A 15,982-nucleotide genomic window follows, 5' to 3' on the forward strand; every position below is an offset into this window, starting at 1 on the left:
TACTCATTTCGACAGGACATTAATATGAGAATTCTACCGATTATTATTTCTCTTTCATTATCTCCACAAGCTTTTGCTAGTGACTGGTTAGAACTTAATAACTTGCCTAATTCCACCGAATACCCAACTTGGGTTCAATCTGCCTATTCAGATGTCGATGTTCTCTCTCGCTCTACATCTGATCTCCACATCAACCTCAGTGACTGGATTGCGGAGCAGAACCTTTACGTGACTAAACCCTCAAAAATCGTCGTTTTTGCCGATACCATCGAGGTTCCAGAAAACTTCAACTTGGTGGTGAATAACCAAAACATTCTCATTTTTGCCCGTAAAATTGTCGGACAAGGCGCCCCAACTTTCGTTCTCGGGCAACAAGGTGCTGCGGCATCAGTGACTGTGATTGCAGGAGAGATCGACACTCCGATTAATGTCCTCGCTTTCCAAAACGATGGCAGCATTACACGAGATGCCCTTTCAGCAGAAGATGGCGATGGAACCTCTGTGGTATTAGCAGGAGAACACTACCGCAGAACCACCATCGACTCGAACATTACTGGGCAAATGAAACTGGCGACCACACCTTTTACCGACATTGTTAACCGCTCTTTTGATATGGCAGCCAGCTTATTCGACACCAACCCAGAACTTAGTCTCGAACTGATTAATTGGATTGAGCAGAGTTTGCGTCACGCAGGCTCAGTGGTGGAAGATGACCCTATCCTTTCAGACCTGTACCTCCAAACCGTTGCTTTTAAACAGTTCATTAGTTTCAGCACTAAAGAGAGCAACTATGTGCCTTATCTCGACAAGGTGCTCTACCAAGGCAAATACGAAGCGTACCTGAACGCAATGATCGCGTATCAAGCGCAGTGGGATGTCATTCAAGACAGAAGTACGGTGATCGAAGACAAGATTGAAGCTGCGAAGTTAGCACTCGCTAACGTTGAAGACGTTCTTAGAGCGCAAAACTCGATCATCACTCAAACTCAATCCAATATAGACAAAATAGGCGACAGCCTGACCGAAATCGACAGCCAATACAAAGCTCAGGAGCTTGTGACACTGAGTGCAAGAACCACTTACTTGGTCGGCGTGGAAAACTGGAAAACTCAGCAAGAGCTCAATGCAGCCTTGGCTATCTTCAAAGCCATCGCAGAGATTGGCAGTGCCGTCAGTGGTGTGTTCACAGGGAATCTCTCTGGTGTGAACGACCTCACCGAGCAGTTGGCTAAAACGCCAGAAGCACTGGATAAAGCGAAAAACTTAGTCACCAATATCAAATCAGTCACGGGGATCATTGATAGCGTTACCAAGACCATTTCGGGCATCGCACAGCTCACCGCCGATGTGAAATCGACCATCAAACTTCATAAAATCTCCGAAGCGATGGATGGCTTTGACTTTAATATTCCGACTTTGAATGAGAGCAATCTAGCTTGGGATCTGATGATCACCGAGATCCGCAGTAATTTAAGGCTTGCTGATAGCTTGGGAATTAAAGGCGCAAGACAATATCTAGTCGAACTCGAAAAACAGGTGCTGTTAGGCAAAGCCATTAACACCACTCAACTTAACTTTGCGCAAGAGCAAGCTAAACTCGTCGACCTATTATTGACCAAAAACGTCACCGCTAATCAACAGCAAAGATTGAGTGATGCCATTGAGGGTTATCAGGTAGACAGTGGAAGTTTCGACTCCATCGAGCGTGAGCTTTCGCGAGTGCTAATGCACTTCAAACGTCCAATGTATGTGGCTTTGTCTAACTATGTTCAGGCATACGAATACTGGGCGTTAAAACCAAGTGAGATCACGCCTTCACTGAATAAAAGTTACTTGGACTACCAGTTTGACCTCGCGTCCATCGAAAGTGAGTATGTGAATGCGCTCTCTTCATTCCAGCCAGCACCACAAGATTTCACTATCGACAACTACACCATCTCTAGCCCAGAGCAACTCGATAGCTTCGCAACCACTGGTGAGTTGAACTTCACTATTCCATTGGAACAGGCACAACTATGTTCATTCGACCGAGTCAGACTCTCTACAGTACGCGTGTTCTTAGAGGGGGAAAACTTACCTTTTGGCAAGCAGCTCAACCTGAGAGTATCTAGCTCAGGTAACTATGCTGACCGATACCAGAATCAAGATTACCAATTCAGTTCTAACCCAGTCTCACGTGCGTTTTACTACCGCTTGGATGATCCTACCACCAATGACGTTAGCATCATCACCGATGGTGCAGTGGCGAATAAGTTCGAATACGCTTACTTCCAACCAACTCCATTCTCGTCGTGGAATGTCACCCTCAACAACTTCGATGAGGCAGACCAAGCCAACAACCAATATCTAAAAGATATCGAACAAATTAGGGTTGAGTTCTTAGGCAGTGGTATCCCGAATGGCAACAGTTGTTCTAACTGAAGTGAGAAATAACCAAGCTATCTAATAGCCATAAAAAGGCCGACATCTTGTCGGCCTTTTTGGTTTTATTCGATTAACTACTTAGCGTTTGGAGTCTAATCCATCAAACTCTTAGACTTAATCGCCTTCTTAGACAGTTCTTTGGCAAACTCGGTAATGTCGGCTTCAAACTCATCGACACTTTGGCGAATCTCATCCAGTTGAACAGTTTGCATCACGCGGTTTTCCATCACGATTTGGCCGTTCACAATCGTCGTGTCGATGTTGCTCGGGTTCGCTTGATAAACCAAGGTTGCGTATGGGTCGTAGCTTGGCATCATGTTCGCTGATTGTGTTTCGACAATCACGATGTCCGCTTTCTTACCGACTTCCAGAGAACCAATTTGGTCTTCCATGTGTAAGGCTTTAGCGCCACCTAAAGTCGCCATCTCGATCACTTGCTCAGGAATCATGATGGTGCGATCTGAGTGCTTCAAACGTTGCATGTTCGCTGCGTAGCTTAGGGTACGCATAATATCGACTTGGTTTGAGCTCATAGGGCCGTCTGTTCCCAAACCGATTCGCATGTCAGCATGGTACATATCCCATGCTGGTGCGATGCCAGTTGCGCCTTTAGCGTTCGCCATTGGGTTGTATGAGATCCCTGCGTCAGCTTGCTTGAGAAGCTTTTGATCGTTCTCTGAAAGGTGGATACCGTGAGCAATGACTACACGCTCATCCAGCACACCAATTTCATCCATGTATTCGACTGGCGACGTGGCCTTAGTTTCATCTTTGATGCGCTTTTCTTCATTTGGGAATTCAGCAACGTGAATTAATACCGGCACATCGTATTGAGCAGACAGTTTGTTGATTTCTTGAAGCTTGTCTTTGCTCACTGTGTAGACCGCATGTGGTGCATAAGCAGGTGTAATCAGCTCGTCGTTTTGGTACTGCTCAATAAAGCCTTTGGCATAATCAATACCGCCATAAGGTTCTTTAGCGTCTACCACAGGGAACTTAATCACGGTTTCGCCGAGTACCGCACGCAGGCCAACTTCTTTAGTCGCTTTTGCCATTTCATCCATGTGGTAATACATATCGGCGTAAGTCGTGACACCACTCTGTGCCAGCTCGATACTGCCCAGCTTGGTCGCGTTATAAATCAGTTCACGGCTTAGCTTTTCGGCTTCAAGCGGAAAGAAGTAAGCGAATAATCGGTTGGAAATCCCCTCTTCACCTAAACCGCGAAACGCAATCATAGGAAGGTGGTTATGAGCATTGACCATGCCAGGCATAACAATGCCATCTTGAGCATCAATCACCTTTTCAGCTCGGTATTGAGTCATCAAGTTCTCATTACCCACCGCGATGATCTGGTCGTTTTTCACAACAACAACGCCATCTTCAATCACATCCATTTCAGAGTTGATCGTCAGGACTTGTCCATTAGTGATAATCAGATCGGCGTTGTATGTTTGAGTTGCCACTGTCGAACCACAGCCAGCCAGTAAAACGGCGCTGATGGTACATGCCAAGCTTTTAAGCGTCATTGCTAAACCTATATGTTGTGCGTGTAATATTGTTAGAAGCTTCACTTTGTTGTTCTTAGCTATTCGTGCTTGAGAACAACAATGCCGCAAATTTTCGCGACACTATACCCTTATCTTTAAATAAAATGGCATACCAAATCGAGCCAAACTCAAGAGAAATAAGTAATTGCACAACAGGTCACAAAAAGTGGCTTTACACTAGTCGTCACTCCTGTACAAAAACAAAAAAGGCCCGCAATCACAGACCTAAATAAACCTTCAAATACCGTTAGCTTTTCACACCGCAACCTTTAATCACTAACTGGGTGATAAACTCAGCGGCTTCTTCGTAGTCTTTATCATCGAGCTTATCTTTCTGCATAACGCTGCAAATCTGCCAACCAAAGTCGGCATAGGTTTGCGTCGCCGCCCAAATGGTAAACATCAGGTGATGCGCAGGTACGTCGTCCATCAGCCCTTTTGCCGACCAAGTTGAGAACTTATCGAGGATCATCTGCGATTGGTTATACAGCTCATCGCCGATCTCTTTCGGAAGCACTTTAGCGCCCGACATCACTTCATTGGCAAACACTTTAGAAGCGTGTGGATGGTCGCGTGAGATGATTAACTTAGTTTGAATATATTGAGATAAAGCTTCAACGGGATCGTTCAGCTCTTCAATAGGGCGAGAGGCTTCAAGTAAAGGCTGCGTGACGGTTTCTAGAACGGCATTGTAGAGCTTGTCTTTCGAGCTGAAGTAATAGAATACGTTGGGTTTGGGAATGTCGGCCGCCTTCGCGATATCCGCCATTTTGGTTGCGGCATAACCATGAGTAGCGAATTGTTCACACGCCACTTCGATGATTAAATCTTGATTCTTTTGTCTGATCCTAGACATATGACTTCCTTTACAGCTCATTACTTAAACCATAGTAATCAACGTGCTTCATTAGTCCAGAAGATAATTCAAGAACTCAAGGTCACCGCATTGATAACAAAAAATGGTCGCCCCAATGCACTGAGGAGCGACCCTTTTATCCGGCTGCTAAAGAATCAATATTGCACGGAAGTCATTGACGTTAGTCAGCGTAGGCCCTGTCGTCAGCAGAACGCCCGTTTGCTTGAAAAAGTCATAACTATTATTCGCCTCTAGATAATCATCGGCTTTGAGTGTTAAGCGAGTACCTTCTTGCCAAGTTTCTGGTGTTATCCATGCCCCAGCATTGTCTTCCACACCGTCAATACCATCCGTATCAGCGGCCAACGCGAATATGTTGCCCTGCCCTTTCAGTTCGTTGTACAAACTTAAAAGGAACTCACAATTGCGCCCACCACGACCGTTTCCTTTAACCGTTACTGTTGTTTCACCACCTGAAAGCAATACACAAGGAGTCTCGAATGGGTGCTTATTATTAGCGACTTGTTTAGCTAATGCTGCGTGCACCTTCGCTACTTCTCTCGCCTCTCCCTCGATACAATCACTCAACACATACGCAGGAATACCCAAACCTTCAGCCTCTGCCGCCGCAGACTCAAGTGCAGACATTGGAGTCGCGATAATATGGTGCTCGGCGTTCTTCCAACAAATGTCATCTGGCTTGACGGTTTCAGATTGTGGGTTATTCAGCCACTCAAATGCCGAGCCTGGTATTTCTATTTGGTAGCGTTCCAATATGGCGAGCGCATCGAAACGCGTGGTGGTGTCCGGTACGGTTGGTCCAGACGCAATCACACTGATGTCATCACCCGGCACATCTGAAATCGCCAATGACACCACTCTTGCTGGATACGCTGCTTTGGCTAATCGCCCGCCCTTTATCGAAGATAGATGCTTACGAACACAGTTCATCTCATCAATGGCTGCACCAGATTTAAGCAGTGCTTTGTTGATTTGTTGCTTCTCTGCCAAGCTAATATCGCCACCAGGCAGACTCAGTAATGCGGAGCCACCTCCCGACAAGAGACATATCACTGTATCGTCTTCGCTGAGGTCGCTCACCAACTCCAACATCCGGTGACTGACTTCAAGACCCATCGCATCCGGAACGGGGTGCGCCGCTTCGATCACCTCAATGTGCTCACAAGACGCGAGGTGTTCATAGCGAGTCACCACCAAGCCTTCTAAATCACGTAGTGCAAGGTCTTGATGTTTCTTGGCTTGCCATACGGCTTCCAATTCAGCGGCCATCGATGCTGCCGCTTTCCCTGCCCCGATAACGACAGTTCGCCCAGCTTGATTTGCCGAGCGATAAAATATGTCTTGAGGAAGAAAAGGTTCGATGTGATTTTTGGGTAGTGCCTGGTTTACAGCACTCGAGAAAAGGGTTTGCAGAAACTGCTTAGCATCAATGTCCATCAGCCACTCCTTAGTTGACGGAGGAAAAAAGAACCCCAATACAAGGCGAAAGGGTGCCTGCTAAGATTAAGTTGGAAAGGAACAACTTCAACCTTTGCCTCGTATCGGGAACGCGTATAAAAGGAGACGAAACTACGCGATTTATAAACAAACTGTTTGAAACTGGGGGCTAACTTATCGAAGCTAGCCCGGATTCATTGGTTTTCATTTCAGTAGAAACGACAAAACCAATTATTTAGACGGATTACTCGTTAAGGATTAGCGAATTGAGTGATCAGAACGCTTCTCTATCGCTTGAATCAGCGCAGAGTGATCCCAGCCTTCACCGCCCATTTCAGCACATTCGCCAAATAGCTCTTGCGCGATAGCTGTGTTTGGCAGCGCAACGCCTAACTCTTGAGCGCCAGTGAGCGCAAGGTTTAGATCTTTCTGGTGAAGCGAAATTCTAAAGCCAGGGTCAAATGTGCCTTCCACCATTCGTTCACCATGAACTTCAAGGATCTTAGAATTAGCAAAGCCGCCCAGTAGCGCCTGACGAACTCGTGCTGGGTCAGCGCCGGCTTTTGATGCAAACACTAGCGCTTCAGAGACCGCTTCAATGTTCAATGCAACGATGATCTGGTTGGCAACCTTACAAGTTTGCCCAGCACCGTTATCCCCCACCAGCGTGATGTTTTTGCCCATCACTTCAAATAGAGGTCGAGCTTTATCAAAAGAGTCTTGCTCACCACCCACCATAATAGTCAGTGCAGCATTGATCGCGCCTACTTCACCACCAGAAACCGGGGCATCTAGGTATGACGCACCACCTTCGTTGATACGCGCTGCAATGGCTTTCGTCGCGATAGGTGAGATAGAACTCATATCGATGACTAACTTGCCCGTCGCACCACCAGCAGTAAGACCTTGCTCGACACCGTTATCACCAAACAGCACCTCTTCTACTTGAGGGGTGTTCGGCACCATAAGAATAATGACATCTGCCTGTTCCGCGGCTTCGGCTGGGGAATGACAAACCGTTGCGCCTGCTGCAACCAACTCGGCAGGAGCAGCGTTGAAATGATCCGACAGAATCAAATCGTGACCCGCTTTTTGAAGGTTACTCGCCATAGGTTTACCCATGATGCCAGTTCCGATAAATGCAATTTTAGACATGTTGTTCTCCTTAACGTTTGAGGGTTACCAGGCGCAATTAACGGTACTGGTTCAGCCAACCAAGGCCTTCTGTCGTTGTCGTTTTCGGTTTATATTCGCAGCCAACCCAGCCCTGATAGCCAAGCTCATCAAGGTAGTTAAGTACGAATGGATAATTGATTTCTCCGGTACCCGGCTCGTGTCGACCAGGGTTATCAGCCAGCTGCACGTGAGCGATTTGACCAATATTCTGCTGCATGGTCGGCGTAAGATCGCCTTCCATAATCTGCATGTGATAAATATCGTATTGGATAGAAAGATTATCGCTCGCCACCTCTTTAATGATGGCCTTCGCTTGCTCTGTGGTGTTCAGGAAAAAGCCCGGAATATCGCGCGTGTTAATCGCTTCAATCACTAGGCTAATGCCTTCGGCAGCCAGAGCATTTGCGGCATAGTGAAGGTTAATCACAAAAGTTGCCTGAGCGTCTTGCGCAGTCACTCCCTGTGGGACAATGCCCGCCAAGCAGTTCACCTGTTTACAGCCCAGTTTCTTCGCATAAGCTATCGCTTTAGGCACGCCTGCTTGAAACTCTTCAATGCGCGTAGGGTCAACTGCAATACCACGATCGCCTGCATCCCAATCACCAGCAGGCAAGTTAAATAGCACTTGCTCTAGATTATTAGCATCAAGCTTTTGTTTAATCTCATCCGCATCAAAGGCATATGGGAAAAGGTATTCGACGCCTTGAAAACCGGCCTCTGCGGCGGCTTCAAAACGGTCCATAAAATCAACTTCCGTGAATAACATTGACAAGTTTGCTGCAAATTTTGCCATGATTCTGTCCTTACTCTTTGTTTGATGAAGTTAATGTGGTTTGGAGAAGCCTCGCTTTATTGGAGGCTTTCCGTAGAGCTCAATCTCGCTCTACGGACACACATTACTTCGTGATTACTTGTACGCTAGCGCGGTTGGTGCATCGCTGCTGCTTTCTGCAAGCGGTTCAAATTCGTTGATGGCGTTGATCTCTACGCCCATAGAAATATTGGTCACGCGCTCCAAAATCAGCTCAACAACCACAGGCACTTTGTGCTTGTTCATTAGCTCTTTAGCTTGCTCAAACGCAGCTGCAATTTGGTCTGGTTCACGAACTCGAATCGCCTTACAACCAAGGCCTTCAACAACAGCAACATGGTCAACACCGTAGCCCTCAAGCTCTGGCGCATTCTGGTTATCAAATGCCAGTTGCACACAGTAATCGATATCAAACTGACGCTGCGCTTGACGAATCAAGCCTAGGTAAGAGTTGTTCACCAGTACATGGATGTATGGCAGATTGAATTGAGCACCTACCGCCAGCTCTTCAATCATGAATTGGAAGTCGTAGTCACCGGAGATAGCGACGATATCGCGATCCGGGTCCGCAGCTCGAACGCCCAGTGCAGCAGGTGTTGTCCAACCAAGCGGGCCAGCCTGACCACAGTTGATCCAATGTCGAGGCTTGTACACATGAAGGAACTGCGCTGCGGCAATCTGCGACAAGCCGATAGTGCTGACGTAGCAAGTATCACGACCAAATGCTTTGTTCATCTCTTCATAAACGCGCATCGGTTTCATCGGTGCTTCATCGAAATTGGTTTTACGTAGCATGGTCGACTTGCGCTCCTGACACTCGCCAACCCAGCCACTTCGGTTTGGTAATTTACCTGCATCGCGCCACTCTTTAGCGACCTCAACCATGAGCTCAAGTGCCGATTTTGCATCTGAAACAATGCCTAAATCAGGGCAGAACACACGACCAATTTGGGTGGGTTCAATATCGACATGAACAAACTTGCGACCTTCCGTGTAAACATCAACAGAGCCGGTATGGCGGTTAGCCCAACGGTTACCAACGCCAAATACAAAATCAGAGTTCAGCATGGTTTCATTACCGTAACGGTGAGAGGTTTGTAGACCCACCATGCCCGCCATTAACTCGTGGTCATCTGGGATAGAACCCCACCCCATCAAGGTTGGGATCACTGGTACACCTGTGATCTCAGCAAATTGCTGCAGCAACTCAGATGCGCCTGCATTGATAACACCACCACCTGAGACAATCAGAGGTTTTTCAGCTTGTGCCATCATGGTGAGTGCTTTCTCAACCTGTTCGCGAGTCGCTTTTGGTTTGTATGGTTCAAGCGGCTCGTAGGTATCAATATCGAACTCAATTTCGGCTAACTGTACATCTAGAGGTAGGTCAATCAGTACAGGGCCAGGACGTCCTGAACGCATCAAATGAAAGGCTTTTTGAAAAGCGCGTGGCACTTGCGCGGGCTCCAGTACCGTGGTTGCCCACTTAGTAACAGGCTTGGCAATGGATTCGATGTCGACCGCTTGAAAGTCTTCTTTATGAAGGCGAGCACGTGGAGCCTGACCAGTAATACATAGGATAGGGATCGAGTCAGCCGATGCCGAATAAAGGCCTGTGATCATATCCGTCCCTGCTGGACCTGAAGTACCAATACACACACCAATATTATCTTGATTCGTACGTGTGTAGCCTTCAGCCATGTGTGAGGCACCCTCTACATGTCGAGCTAAGACGTGATCGATCCCTCCGAGTTTTTTCATTGCTGCGTACATTGGGTTTATTGCTGCGCCGGGAACACCAAATGCGATGTCTACTCCTTCACGTTTAAGCACTTCAACCGCCGCTTCAATCGCTTTCATAATTGCCATTCGAACCTCCAGTTCAGATTGTATACAATTAAATTAACTTTTGTGTACTATGAATCATCCTCAGCATTTATCAAGTCCAATTTGAAACAATTTTGTTACATCAAGCTATCCTATTGAACAGCAATTAAGCCTGAAAAGCTTACAATTCATTGCTTTACATAAAATATCTTTACGTAAAAATAAATTCCAAAAAGATCAAATGATAAATAAATGTTAAATAGCATTTGCTTGTTTACAATTTCTACAATATAAATACCGTTAAAAAGAACATTTTGTATACAAAATGACATCGTATTGTGTAAAGGAGACAAGCAATGATGAATGACGTGAAAGAAAGAGAAGAAACACTGTGTATGCAGGTGCTTGGGAATATGGACAACCCCGAGTACAAAGAGATCTTGTCTAAAGATGCATTGAAGTTCTTAGAAGCTATCGTTAACAAGTTTGGAGATCGCCGTCATGCCCTGCTAAATGATCGCGACATAAAACAAGCGCAATATGATGACGGTGAGCTACCTAATTTTAGAAAAGACACTATATCTATTCGTCAGAATAAAGAGTGGAAAGTCGCAACACCGCCACCAGAGTTACTGGATCGTCGCGTAGAGATCACAGGCCCTGTCGAGAGAAAGATGGTGATTAACGCATTAAACTCAGGTGCGAAGGTCTTCATGTGCTGTTTTGAGGATGCGTCTTCCCCAACTTGGGTCAACATGGTCGAAGGGCAAATTAACTTAAGAGATGCCAATTTAGGCACCATCAGCTATTTCGATGAGAAGAAACAAAAGAACTACCAGCTAAACAGCGACCCTGCGTTGTTAATCGCTCGCCCTCGTGGAATCCATCTCCCTGAACAATCGATTCAATTCAACAATCAGCCTATCGCGGGTTGTCTGATGGACTTTGCGTTGTACTTTTTCCACAACTATCAATCACGTGCACAGCAAGGCTTGGGCGTTTACTACTACATACCAAAGCTTGAGAGCATGGAAGAAGCACAATGGTGGGACGACATTTTCAGTTTCACCGAGAATTACTTCAACGTAGCAAAAGGCACCATCCGTGCGACCGTATTGATTGAAACGCTGCCGGCCGTTTTCCAAATGGAAGAGATCTTGTACGCCATGCGCGATCACATCGTTGCGATGAACTGCGGCCGTTGGGATTACATCTTCAGCTACATAAAAACACTGAAAAATCATAAAGATCGTATCTTGCCAGACCGTCACGGGATCGGAATGGATCAAGAATTCCTGAACGCTTACAGCCAACTGTTGGTGCGTACTTGTCACGCTCGTGGGGCACTGGCGATGGGGGGCATGTCAGCCTTCATTCCAGCAAAAGATCCGCAAGAGATGGAGCGTGTTACCGCTAAGGTTATTGAAGACAAACAAAGAGAATCGCAAAACGGCCACGATGGCACATGGGTCGCGCACCCTGCCTTAGTTGATTTAGCGATGTCGATCTTCGACAAGCACCTTGATGGCAAAGTCAATCAAATGGATTTCCAAAGCCCTGAACACACCATCAATGCCGACACCTTACTTAAACCATGTGAAGGCAGCCGCGACGAAGCCGGTGTGCGCAAGAATATCCGTATTGCGCTGTATTACATCGAGGCTTGGATCCAAGGCTACGGCTGTGTACCTATCTACGGACTAATGGAAGATGCCGCCACCGCGGAGATCTCAAGAGCCAACATTTGGCAATGGATCCATCATGGCGTCACACTAGATGACGGCCAAACCTTTACCAAACAACTGTTCCACTCTTGGCTTTACCAAGAGTTAAACACAATAAAACACGAAGTCGGTGACTCGCGCTACGCAGCAGGTCGATTTGAAGAGACAGCCGATCTTTTCTATCAACTTTCTACAGCCGAAGAGTTCGCTGCCTTCCTAACTTTACCCAGCTATGGGCTTTTGCAAGAATCCAGCTAGGCGTCTTGCGGCGATTCAAACAGACCACTAGCACTGATTAGTGCTCTGTTTGAAATAGCCAAGCCCCTGAAAATTAGGAGATAACATGGGAAGTTTGACTCTACAACAAGCGTTAACCATCATAGATGGCACCTTTAAAGCAGGCAAAAAGATTCACACAGAGCCCCTCACTGTTGCTGTGTTAGACAGCGGTGGCAAACTGATTTCTCTGCAACGTCAAGATGGCTCCAGCATGATGCGACCTGACATCGCCATTGCTAAAGCCTGGGGTGCACTCGCACTAGGGTGTTCCTCAAGAAAACTCGCCCAAGATGCTGACAACAGGCCAGCATTTATCTCCGCCGTGAACGTACTCGCACACGGAAACATGGTACCAGTACCAGGGGGCTTACTGATTCGAGACAAAGATAAAACGGTACTCGGTGCCATTGGTGTCAGCGGCGACATATCAGACATCGATGAAAGCTGCGCCATCAACGGAATTGGCTGCGCAGAACTGTTTAGCGACGAGATGCTTCAAGCTTAATTCAGAAATAGAGATAACTTAAAAAAGAAAACCGAAGCATAAGGCTTCGGTTTTTTAATGAATCTAAAAAGAGATAAGTGAACCTACTCGTAGGCACTCAACCAAGTTTTTAAAAGTTGGTTAGTGTTTTTCTTCTGGCTAGCCGATAAAGACTTAACGAGCTTTTTCTGCATTTCGACATGCTCAGTCATCATCTCATCAATCAGAACTAAACCATCTTTGGTCAATTTCACGCTGACGCTGCGTCGATCTTCTTTACTGTGCTCACGGCTGATTAACCCTTTAGCTTCCAGTTTATCAAGACGATTAGTCATCGCACCTGATGTCAGCATCATTGACCCAATAAGCTCAGAAGGCGTTAGTCGGTATGGCTTTCCAGAGCGTCGCAAGGTCGCCAATACATCAAACTCACCCAATTTCATGTCGTATTTTTTATGAAGGTCGGCAACTTGCGTCTCCATATACTTGGCAATACGCATAATCCGGCCCATCATTGCCATAGGCTCAGTTTCTAATTCGGGCTTTTCCTTTGCCCATTGCTCTACAACGCGGTCGATAGCATCCATTTGCAATCTAGCTCCGTTATTAGTCTGATTACTTTAAACTAGTTTAACATAAAGATACTTTACAACCACTAGTTCTCAGTATACAGTTCACACAATAGTTATCTTAACGTAAAGATATTTTAGATGAACATATTATTAGCAATGATTCCCGCATTCTTTTGGGGAACAACTTATGCAGTGACGCAATTTACGCTACAGGAGTGGCCACCACTATTACTAGGTGCTTTGCGTGCATTACCTGCTGGTTTGTTATTGCTAGCGGTAAAACCGACACTGCCGAAAAAAGGCGAGTGGCAAATCATTTTCACTCTAGGCCTGATCAACATCGCGACCTTCTTTGGTTTGATCTTCGTGATGGCACTGACGCTGCCTTCAGCGATTTCGGGCGTAGGTATGATCTCTGTGCCTGTGTTCGCAATGATCTTCCATTGGGTAGTGAAAAAGCAGCGCCCACATTTGATTCAAGCTTTGTCAGGTATCGGACTGGTCACCTTGGCGTGGATTCTATTCAACCCAAGCCAAATCGCATTGAACCCTATCGGTTTAGGTGCCATGTTTGCCGCGATCATGTGTATCGTTATTGGCAGCAGCATTACCAAATCACTGGGTAATCGTATGCACTGGTGGAAGGTACTGACATGGCAGCTGATCTTGGGCGGTGCAATCTTGTCTGTCGCGTCTGGCGTTCATGCCTTCATCGACCCGCAGCCTTATGTGAATGCTGTAACTCATTTCGATACTCGCAACGCAATGGGCTTGGTTTGGGTGATTGGGCTAAACACAGCGCTGGGTTACGGCATGTATGTTTGGCTACTACAACGTATGACTGTGGTTGATTTTACCTTTGGTGGTATCGCCAACCCAGTAGCGGGCATCGTGACAGGTATGGTGTTAATGGGCGAATCCTTTACTGCGGTACAATACTCACTCATGACAGGCATGATCATCATGTCACTGCTACCACAACTGATTCTTGCAATCCGACAGTCCAAGACAGTCAAACCCGTTACTCAGTAAAAATCTAGATTACGACTCATAAGCCCGCCAAGTGCGGGCTTTGTTTTGTCTATAGAACTGTTTATTACAGCGTATTCACACCGTTCTGCGAACGTCTTCTAACCCTTGCACATTACCCCTCACTTTAAAGCTCATTTTTGAGCCTATCGCGTATCAGATATGTTTTGTCGACTCGCTTAAAGTAAGTGCATCGAAACGAAACTGAAAGGTGACATCATGATTAAGTCGAAGCTAAAAGCACTTGTATTGGCGAGCAGTATCTTTATCTCACATCAAGTACTGGCGACGGAAAACTACAATACCGATATCCCGCCGAGCATTATGACGGCAGATACAGTACAAACCAGCATCGGTGAGCTGAACTTTAAAGATGGTGCACCAACGGCTGAAACTGCACAAAAGCTGTATGACAACTTAGATACACTTCGCTCAACAGAAGTGTTCCTCAATGCAATTCCAATGGCTTCGGTTGAAGCACTGCGTGTAGGCCATGCCGAGATTGGTTCAACATCGTCAAACCAAGTGGTGGTATTCGATAACCTGATGGATTCGAATCCGCTATTTCTAACCGGTAACACCGACACGGTTTACGCTTCTGTTTTCCTAGACTTGGAGAAAGATGGCCCAACCGTCATTGAAGTACCTGAGGGTATGGGGCCAACTACGGTGAACGATGCGTTCTTCCGCTTTGTGACTGACCTAGGCATCGTAGGACCAGATAAAGGCAAAGGCGGTAAATACCTGATTTTACCTCCAGGTTATGAAGGCGAAGTGCCTGAAGGTTATTTTGTTTCACAATCCACCAGCTATACCAACTGGTTTATCGCTCGCGGATTTCTGAAAGATGGTAAAACCGATGCTGCAGTGAAGGCATATAAAGAGAAACTAAAAATCTACCCATTAGCGAAGAAAGATGACCAGCCAGAAATGGAGTTCATCTCGGGGAGTGGCAAATCGTTCAACACCATTCATGCGAACGATGAGCACTTCTACTCAGAAATTAAAACCGTGTTAGACAAAGAACCGGTGTCATTCATCGACCCTGAACTGCGTGGGCTAATGTCGAGCATTGGTATTCAAAAGAACAAACCTTTTGCACCCGATGAGCGCATGCAGAAGCTGATGAAAGACGGCGTCGCGATTGGTAACGCAACGGCAAGATCTCTGTACTTCCAGCCAAGAGACAAGAAGGCTTACATTTATGAAGATCGTTTATGGAAGACTGCATTTATTGGTGACGATTACCAATGGCTTGTTGACCAAGGTGAAGGCGGACGCAACCTAGATGCTCGTTCTTACTTCTTCTATGTTGCAACGGTGAATACCCCAGCAATGTCGCTCAAGCTGATAGAAAAAGGCTCTAAATACGCATTACTTGATCAAGCAAAAGACGGTGAATATTTTGATGGCGGTAAGCACTATAAATTGAATATCCCAGCGAATGTTCCGGCTAAGAACTTCTGGTCTATTGTAGCTTACGACACACAAACGCGTTCAGAGCTACAAACCAGTCAGCCGCTGCCAAGCAAGAACAACCAGCGTGATGATTTTATTGAAAATGAAGATGGCTCGGTTGATTTGTACTTTGGCCCAACAGCGCCAAAAGGCAAAGAAGCGAACTGGATTGAGACGGTTCCGGGCAAAGGCTGGTTCACGATTCTAAGACTCTACGGCCCTCAAGAAGCTTGGTATGACCAAACATGGAAGCCAAGTGACATTGAAGAAGTTGAGCTGTAACGCTCTGTAGTGTTCAATTAGACACCTGCAGACAGTAACTAAAACGCGCCTT

Annotated in this window: 12 protein-coding genes; 5 read left to right on the top strand and 7 right to left on the bottom strand. The window is 46.3% G+C overall.

All coding sequences use genetic code 11. The annotated features are described in order from the left end of the window. Window positions 1–24 precede the first annotated feature (24 nt). Window positions 25–2,421: a hypothetical protein gene (locus F0251_RS10875; RefSeq protein WP_171730976.1), complete on the top strand. Its 2,397-nt coding sequence runs from the start codon at window positions 25–27 to the stop codon at window positions 2,419–2,421. Window positions 2,422–2,516: 95 nt separating this feature from the next. On the opposite strand, the gene F0251_RS10880 is transcribed toward F0251_RS10875, so the two are convergent. From F0251_RS10880 to gcl, 6 genes are all read right to left on the bottom strand, one after another. After that, the gene (locus F0251_RS10880; protein WP_171730977.1) at window positions 2,517–3,953 is read right to left on the bottom strand and encodes an amidohydrolase; all 1,437 of its coding nucleotides are present in this window, start codon (window positions 3,951–3,953) and stop codon (window positions 2,517–2,519) included. A 268-nt stretch (window positions 3,954–4,221) separates the two neighbouring features. After that, complete coding sequence (locus tag F0251_RS10885) at window positions 4,222–4,830, bottom strand: TetR/AcrR family transcriptional regulator (protein ID WP_116871025.1); 609 nt, start codon at window positions 4,828–4,830, stop codon at window positions 4,222–4,224. Window positions 4,831–4,977: 147 nt separating this feature from the next. Further along, a complete protein-coding gene (locus F0251_RS10890; protein ID WP_171730978.1) occupies window positions 4,978–6,288 on the bottom strand; it encodes a glycerate kinase in 1,311 nt (436 codons plus the stop codon). Window positions 6,289–6,546: 258 nt separating this feature from the next. Continuing rightward, window positions 6,547–7,443: a 2-hydroxy-3-oxopropionate reductase gene (locus F0251_RS10895; protein WP_171730979.1), complete on the bottom strand. Its 897-nt coding sequence runs from the start codon at window positions 7,441–7,443 to the stop codon at window positions 6,547–6,549. Window positions 7,444–7,480: 37 nt separating this feature from the next. After that, on the bottom strand, window positions 7,481–8,257 hold the full coding sequence (gene hyi / locus F0251_RS10900; RefSeq protein WP_105058760.1) for a hydroxypyruvate isomerase: 777 nt from the start codon (window positions 8,255–8,257) through the stop codon (window positions 7,481–7,483). 114 nt (window positions 8,258–8,371) lie between these two features. Further along, window positions 8,372–10,144, bottom strand: coding sequence for a glyoxylate carboligase (gene gcl / locus F0251_RS10905; RefSeq protein ID WP_061032996.1), 1,773 nt, complete (start codon window positions 10,142–10,144; stop codon window positions 8,372–8,374). Between the two features lie 314 nt (window positions 10,145–10,458). Here gcl and aceB point away from each other — a divergent pair, with 314 nt between their 5' ends. Further along, window positions 10,459–12,084, top strand: coding sequence for a malate synthase A (aceB, locus tag F0251_RS10910; RefSeq protein ID WP_171730980.1), 1,626 nt, complete (start codon window positions 10,459–10,461; stop codon window positions 12,082–12,084). An 85-nt stretch (window positions 12,085–12,169) separates the two neighbouring features. Beyond that, entirely contained in the window at window positions 12,170–12,610 is a 441-nt protein-coding gene (locus tag F0251_RS10915; protein WP_017631066.1) for a heme-binding protein, read from the top strand. A gap of 83 nt (window positions 12,611–12,693) precedes the next feature. Here F0251_RS10915 and F0251_RS10920 read toward each other — a convergent pair whose 3' ends face one another. After that, complete coding sequence (locus tag F0251_RS10920; RefSeq protein WP_004737459.1) at window positions 12,694–13,176, bottom strand: MarR family winged helix-turn-helix transcriptional regulator; 483 nt, start codon at window positions 13,174–13,176, stop codon at window positions 12,694–12,696. Window positions 13,177–13,299: 123 nt separating this feature from the next. Between F0251_RS10920 and F0251_RS10925 the strand changes: the two genes are divergently transcribed. Together F0251_RS10925 and F0251_RS10930 are read left to right on the top strand one after the other, a co-directional pair. Then, window positions 13,300–14,193 carry a DMT family transporter gene (locus tag F0251_RS10925; protein ID WP_004737458.1) on the top strand — a complete coding sequence of 298 codons (894 nt, stop codon included), beginning with the start codon at window positions 13,300–13,302 and terminating at the stop codon, window positions 14,191–14,193. Window positions 14,194–14,409: 216 nt separating this feature from the next. Next, window positions 14,410–15,930 (top strand): DUF1254 domain-containing protein, encoded by a 1,521-nt coding sequence (locus F0251_RS10930; protein ID WP_105058757.1) that lies wholly within the window; start codon window positions 14,410–14,412, stop codon window positions 15,928–15,930. Window positions 15,931–15,982: the final 52 nt, after the last annotated feature.

Source organism: Vibrio sp. 070316B, assembly GCF_013114115.1.
GTDB lineage: Bacteria > Pseudomonadota > Gammaproteobacteria > Enterobacterales > Vibrionaceae > Vibrio > Vibrio chagasii_B.

What these genes read in the sequence shown, in the direction of transcription:
- F0251_RS10875 (WP_171730976.1), top strand. Translation starts at nt 25, where the DNA reads ATGAGAATTCTACCGATTATTATTTCTCTTTCATTATCTCCACAAGCT.
- F0251_RS10880 (WP_171730977.1), bottom strand. Translation starts at nt 3,953, where the DNA reads ATGACGCTTAAAAGCTTGGCATGTACCATCAGCGCCGTTTTACTGGCT.
- F0251_RS10885 (WP_116871025.1), bottom strand. Translation starts at nt 4,830, where the DNA reads ATGTCTAGGATCAGACAAAAGAATCAAGATTTAATCATCGAAGTGGCG.
- F0251_RS10890 (WP_171730978.1), bottom strand. Translation starts at nt 6,288, where the DNA reads ATGGACATTGATGCTAAGCAGTTTCTGCAAACCCTTTTCTCGAGTGCT.
- F0251_RS10895 (WP_171730979.1), bottom strand. Translation starts at nt 7,443, where the DNA reads ATGTCTAAAATTGCATTTATCGGAACTGGCATCATGGGTAAACCTATG.
- hyi (WP_105058760.1), bottom strand. Translation starts at nt 8,257, where the DNA reads ATGGCAAAATTTGCAGCAAACTTGTCAATGTTATTCACGGAAGTTGAT.
- gcl (WP_061032996.1), bottom strand. Translation starts at nt 10,144, where the DNA reads ATGGCAATTATGAAAGCGATTGAAGCGGCGGTTGAAGTGCTTAAACGT.
- aceB (WP_171730980.1), top strand. Translation starts at nt 10,459, where the DNA reads ATGATGAATGACGTGAAAGAAAGAGAAGAAACACTGTGTATGCAGGTG.
- F0251_RS10915 (WP_017631066.1), top strand. Translation starts at nt 12,170, where the DNA reads ATGGGAAGTTTGACTCTACAACAAGCGTTAACCATCATAGATGGCACC.
- F0251_RS10920 (WP_004737459.1), bottom strand. Translation starts at nt 13,176, where the DNA reads ATGGATGCTATCGACCGCGTTGTAGAGCAATGGGCAAAGGAAAAGCCC.
- F0251_RS10925 (WP_004737458.1), top strand. Translation starts at nt 13,300, where the DNA reads ATGAACATATTATTAGCAATGATTCCCGCATTCTTTTGGGGAACAACT.
- F0251_RS10930 (WP_105058757.1), top strand. Translation starts at nt 14,410, where the DNA reads ATGATTAAGTCGAAGCTAAAAGCACTTGTATTGGCGAGCAGTATCTTT.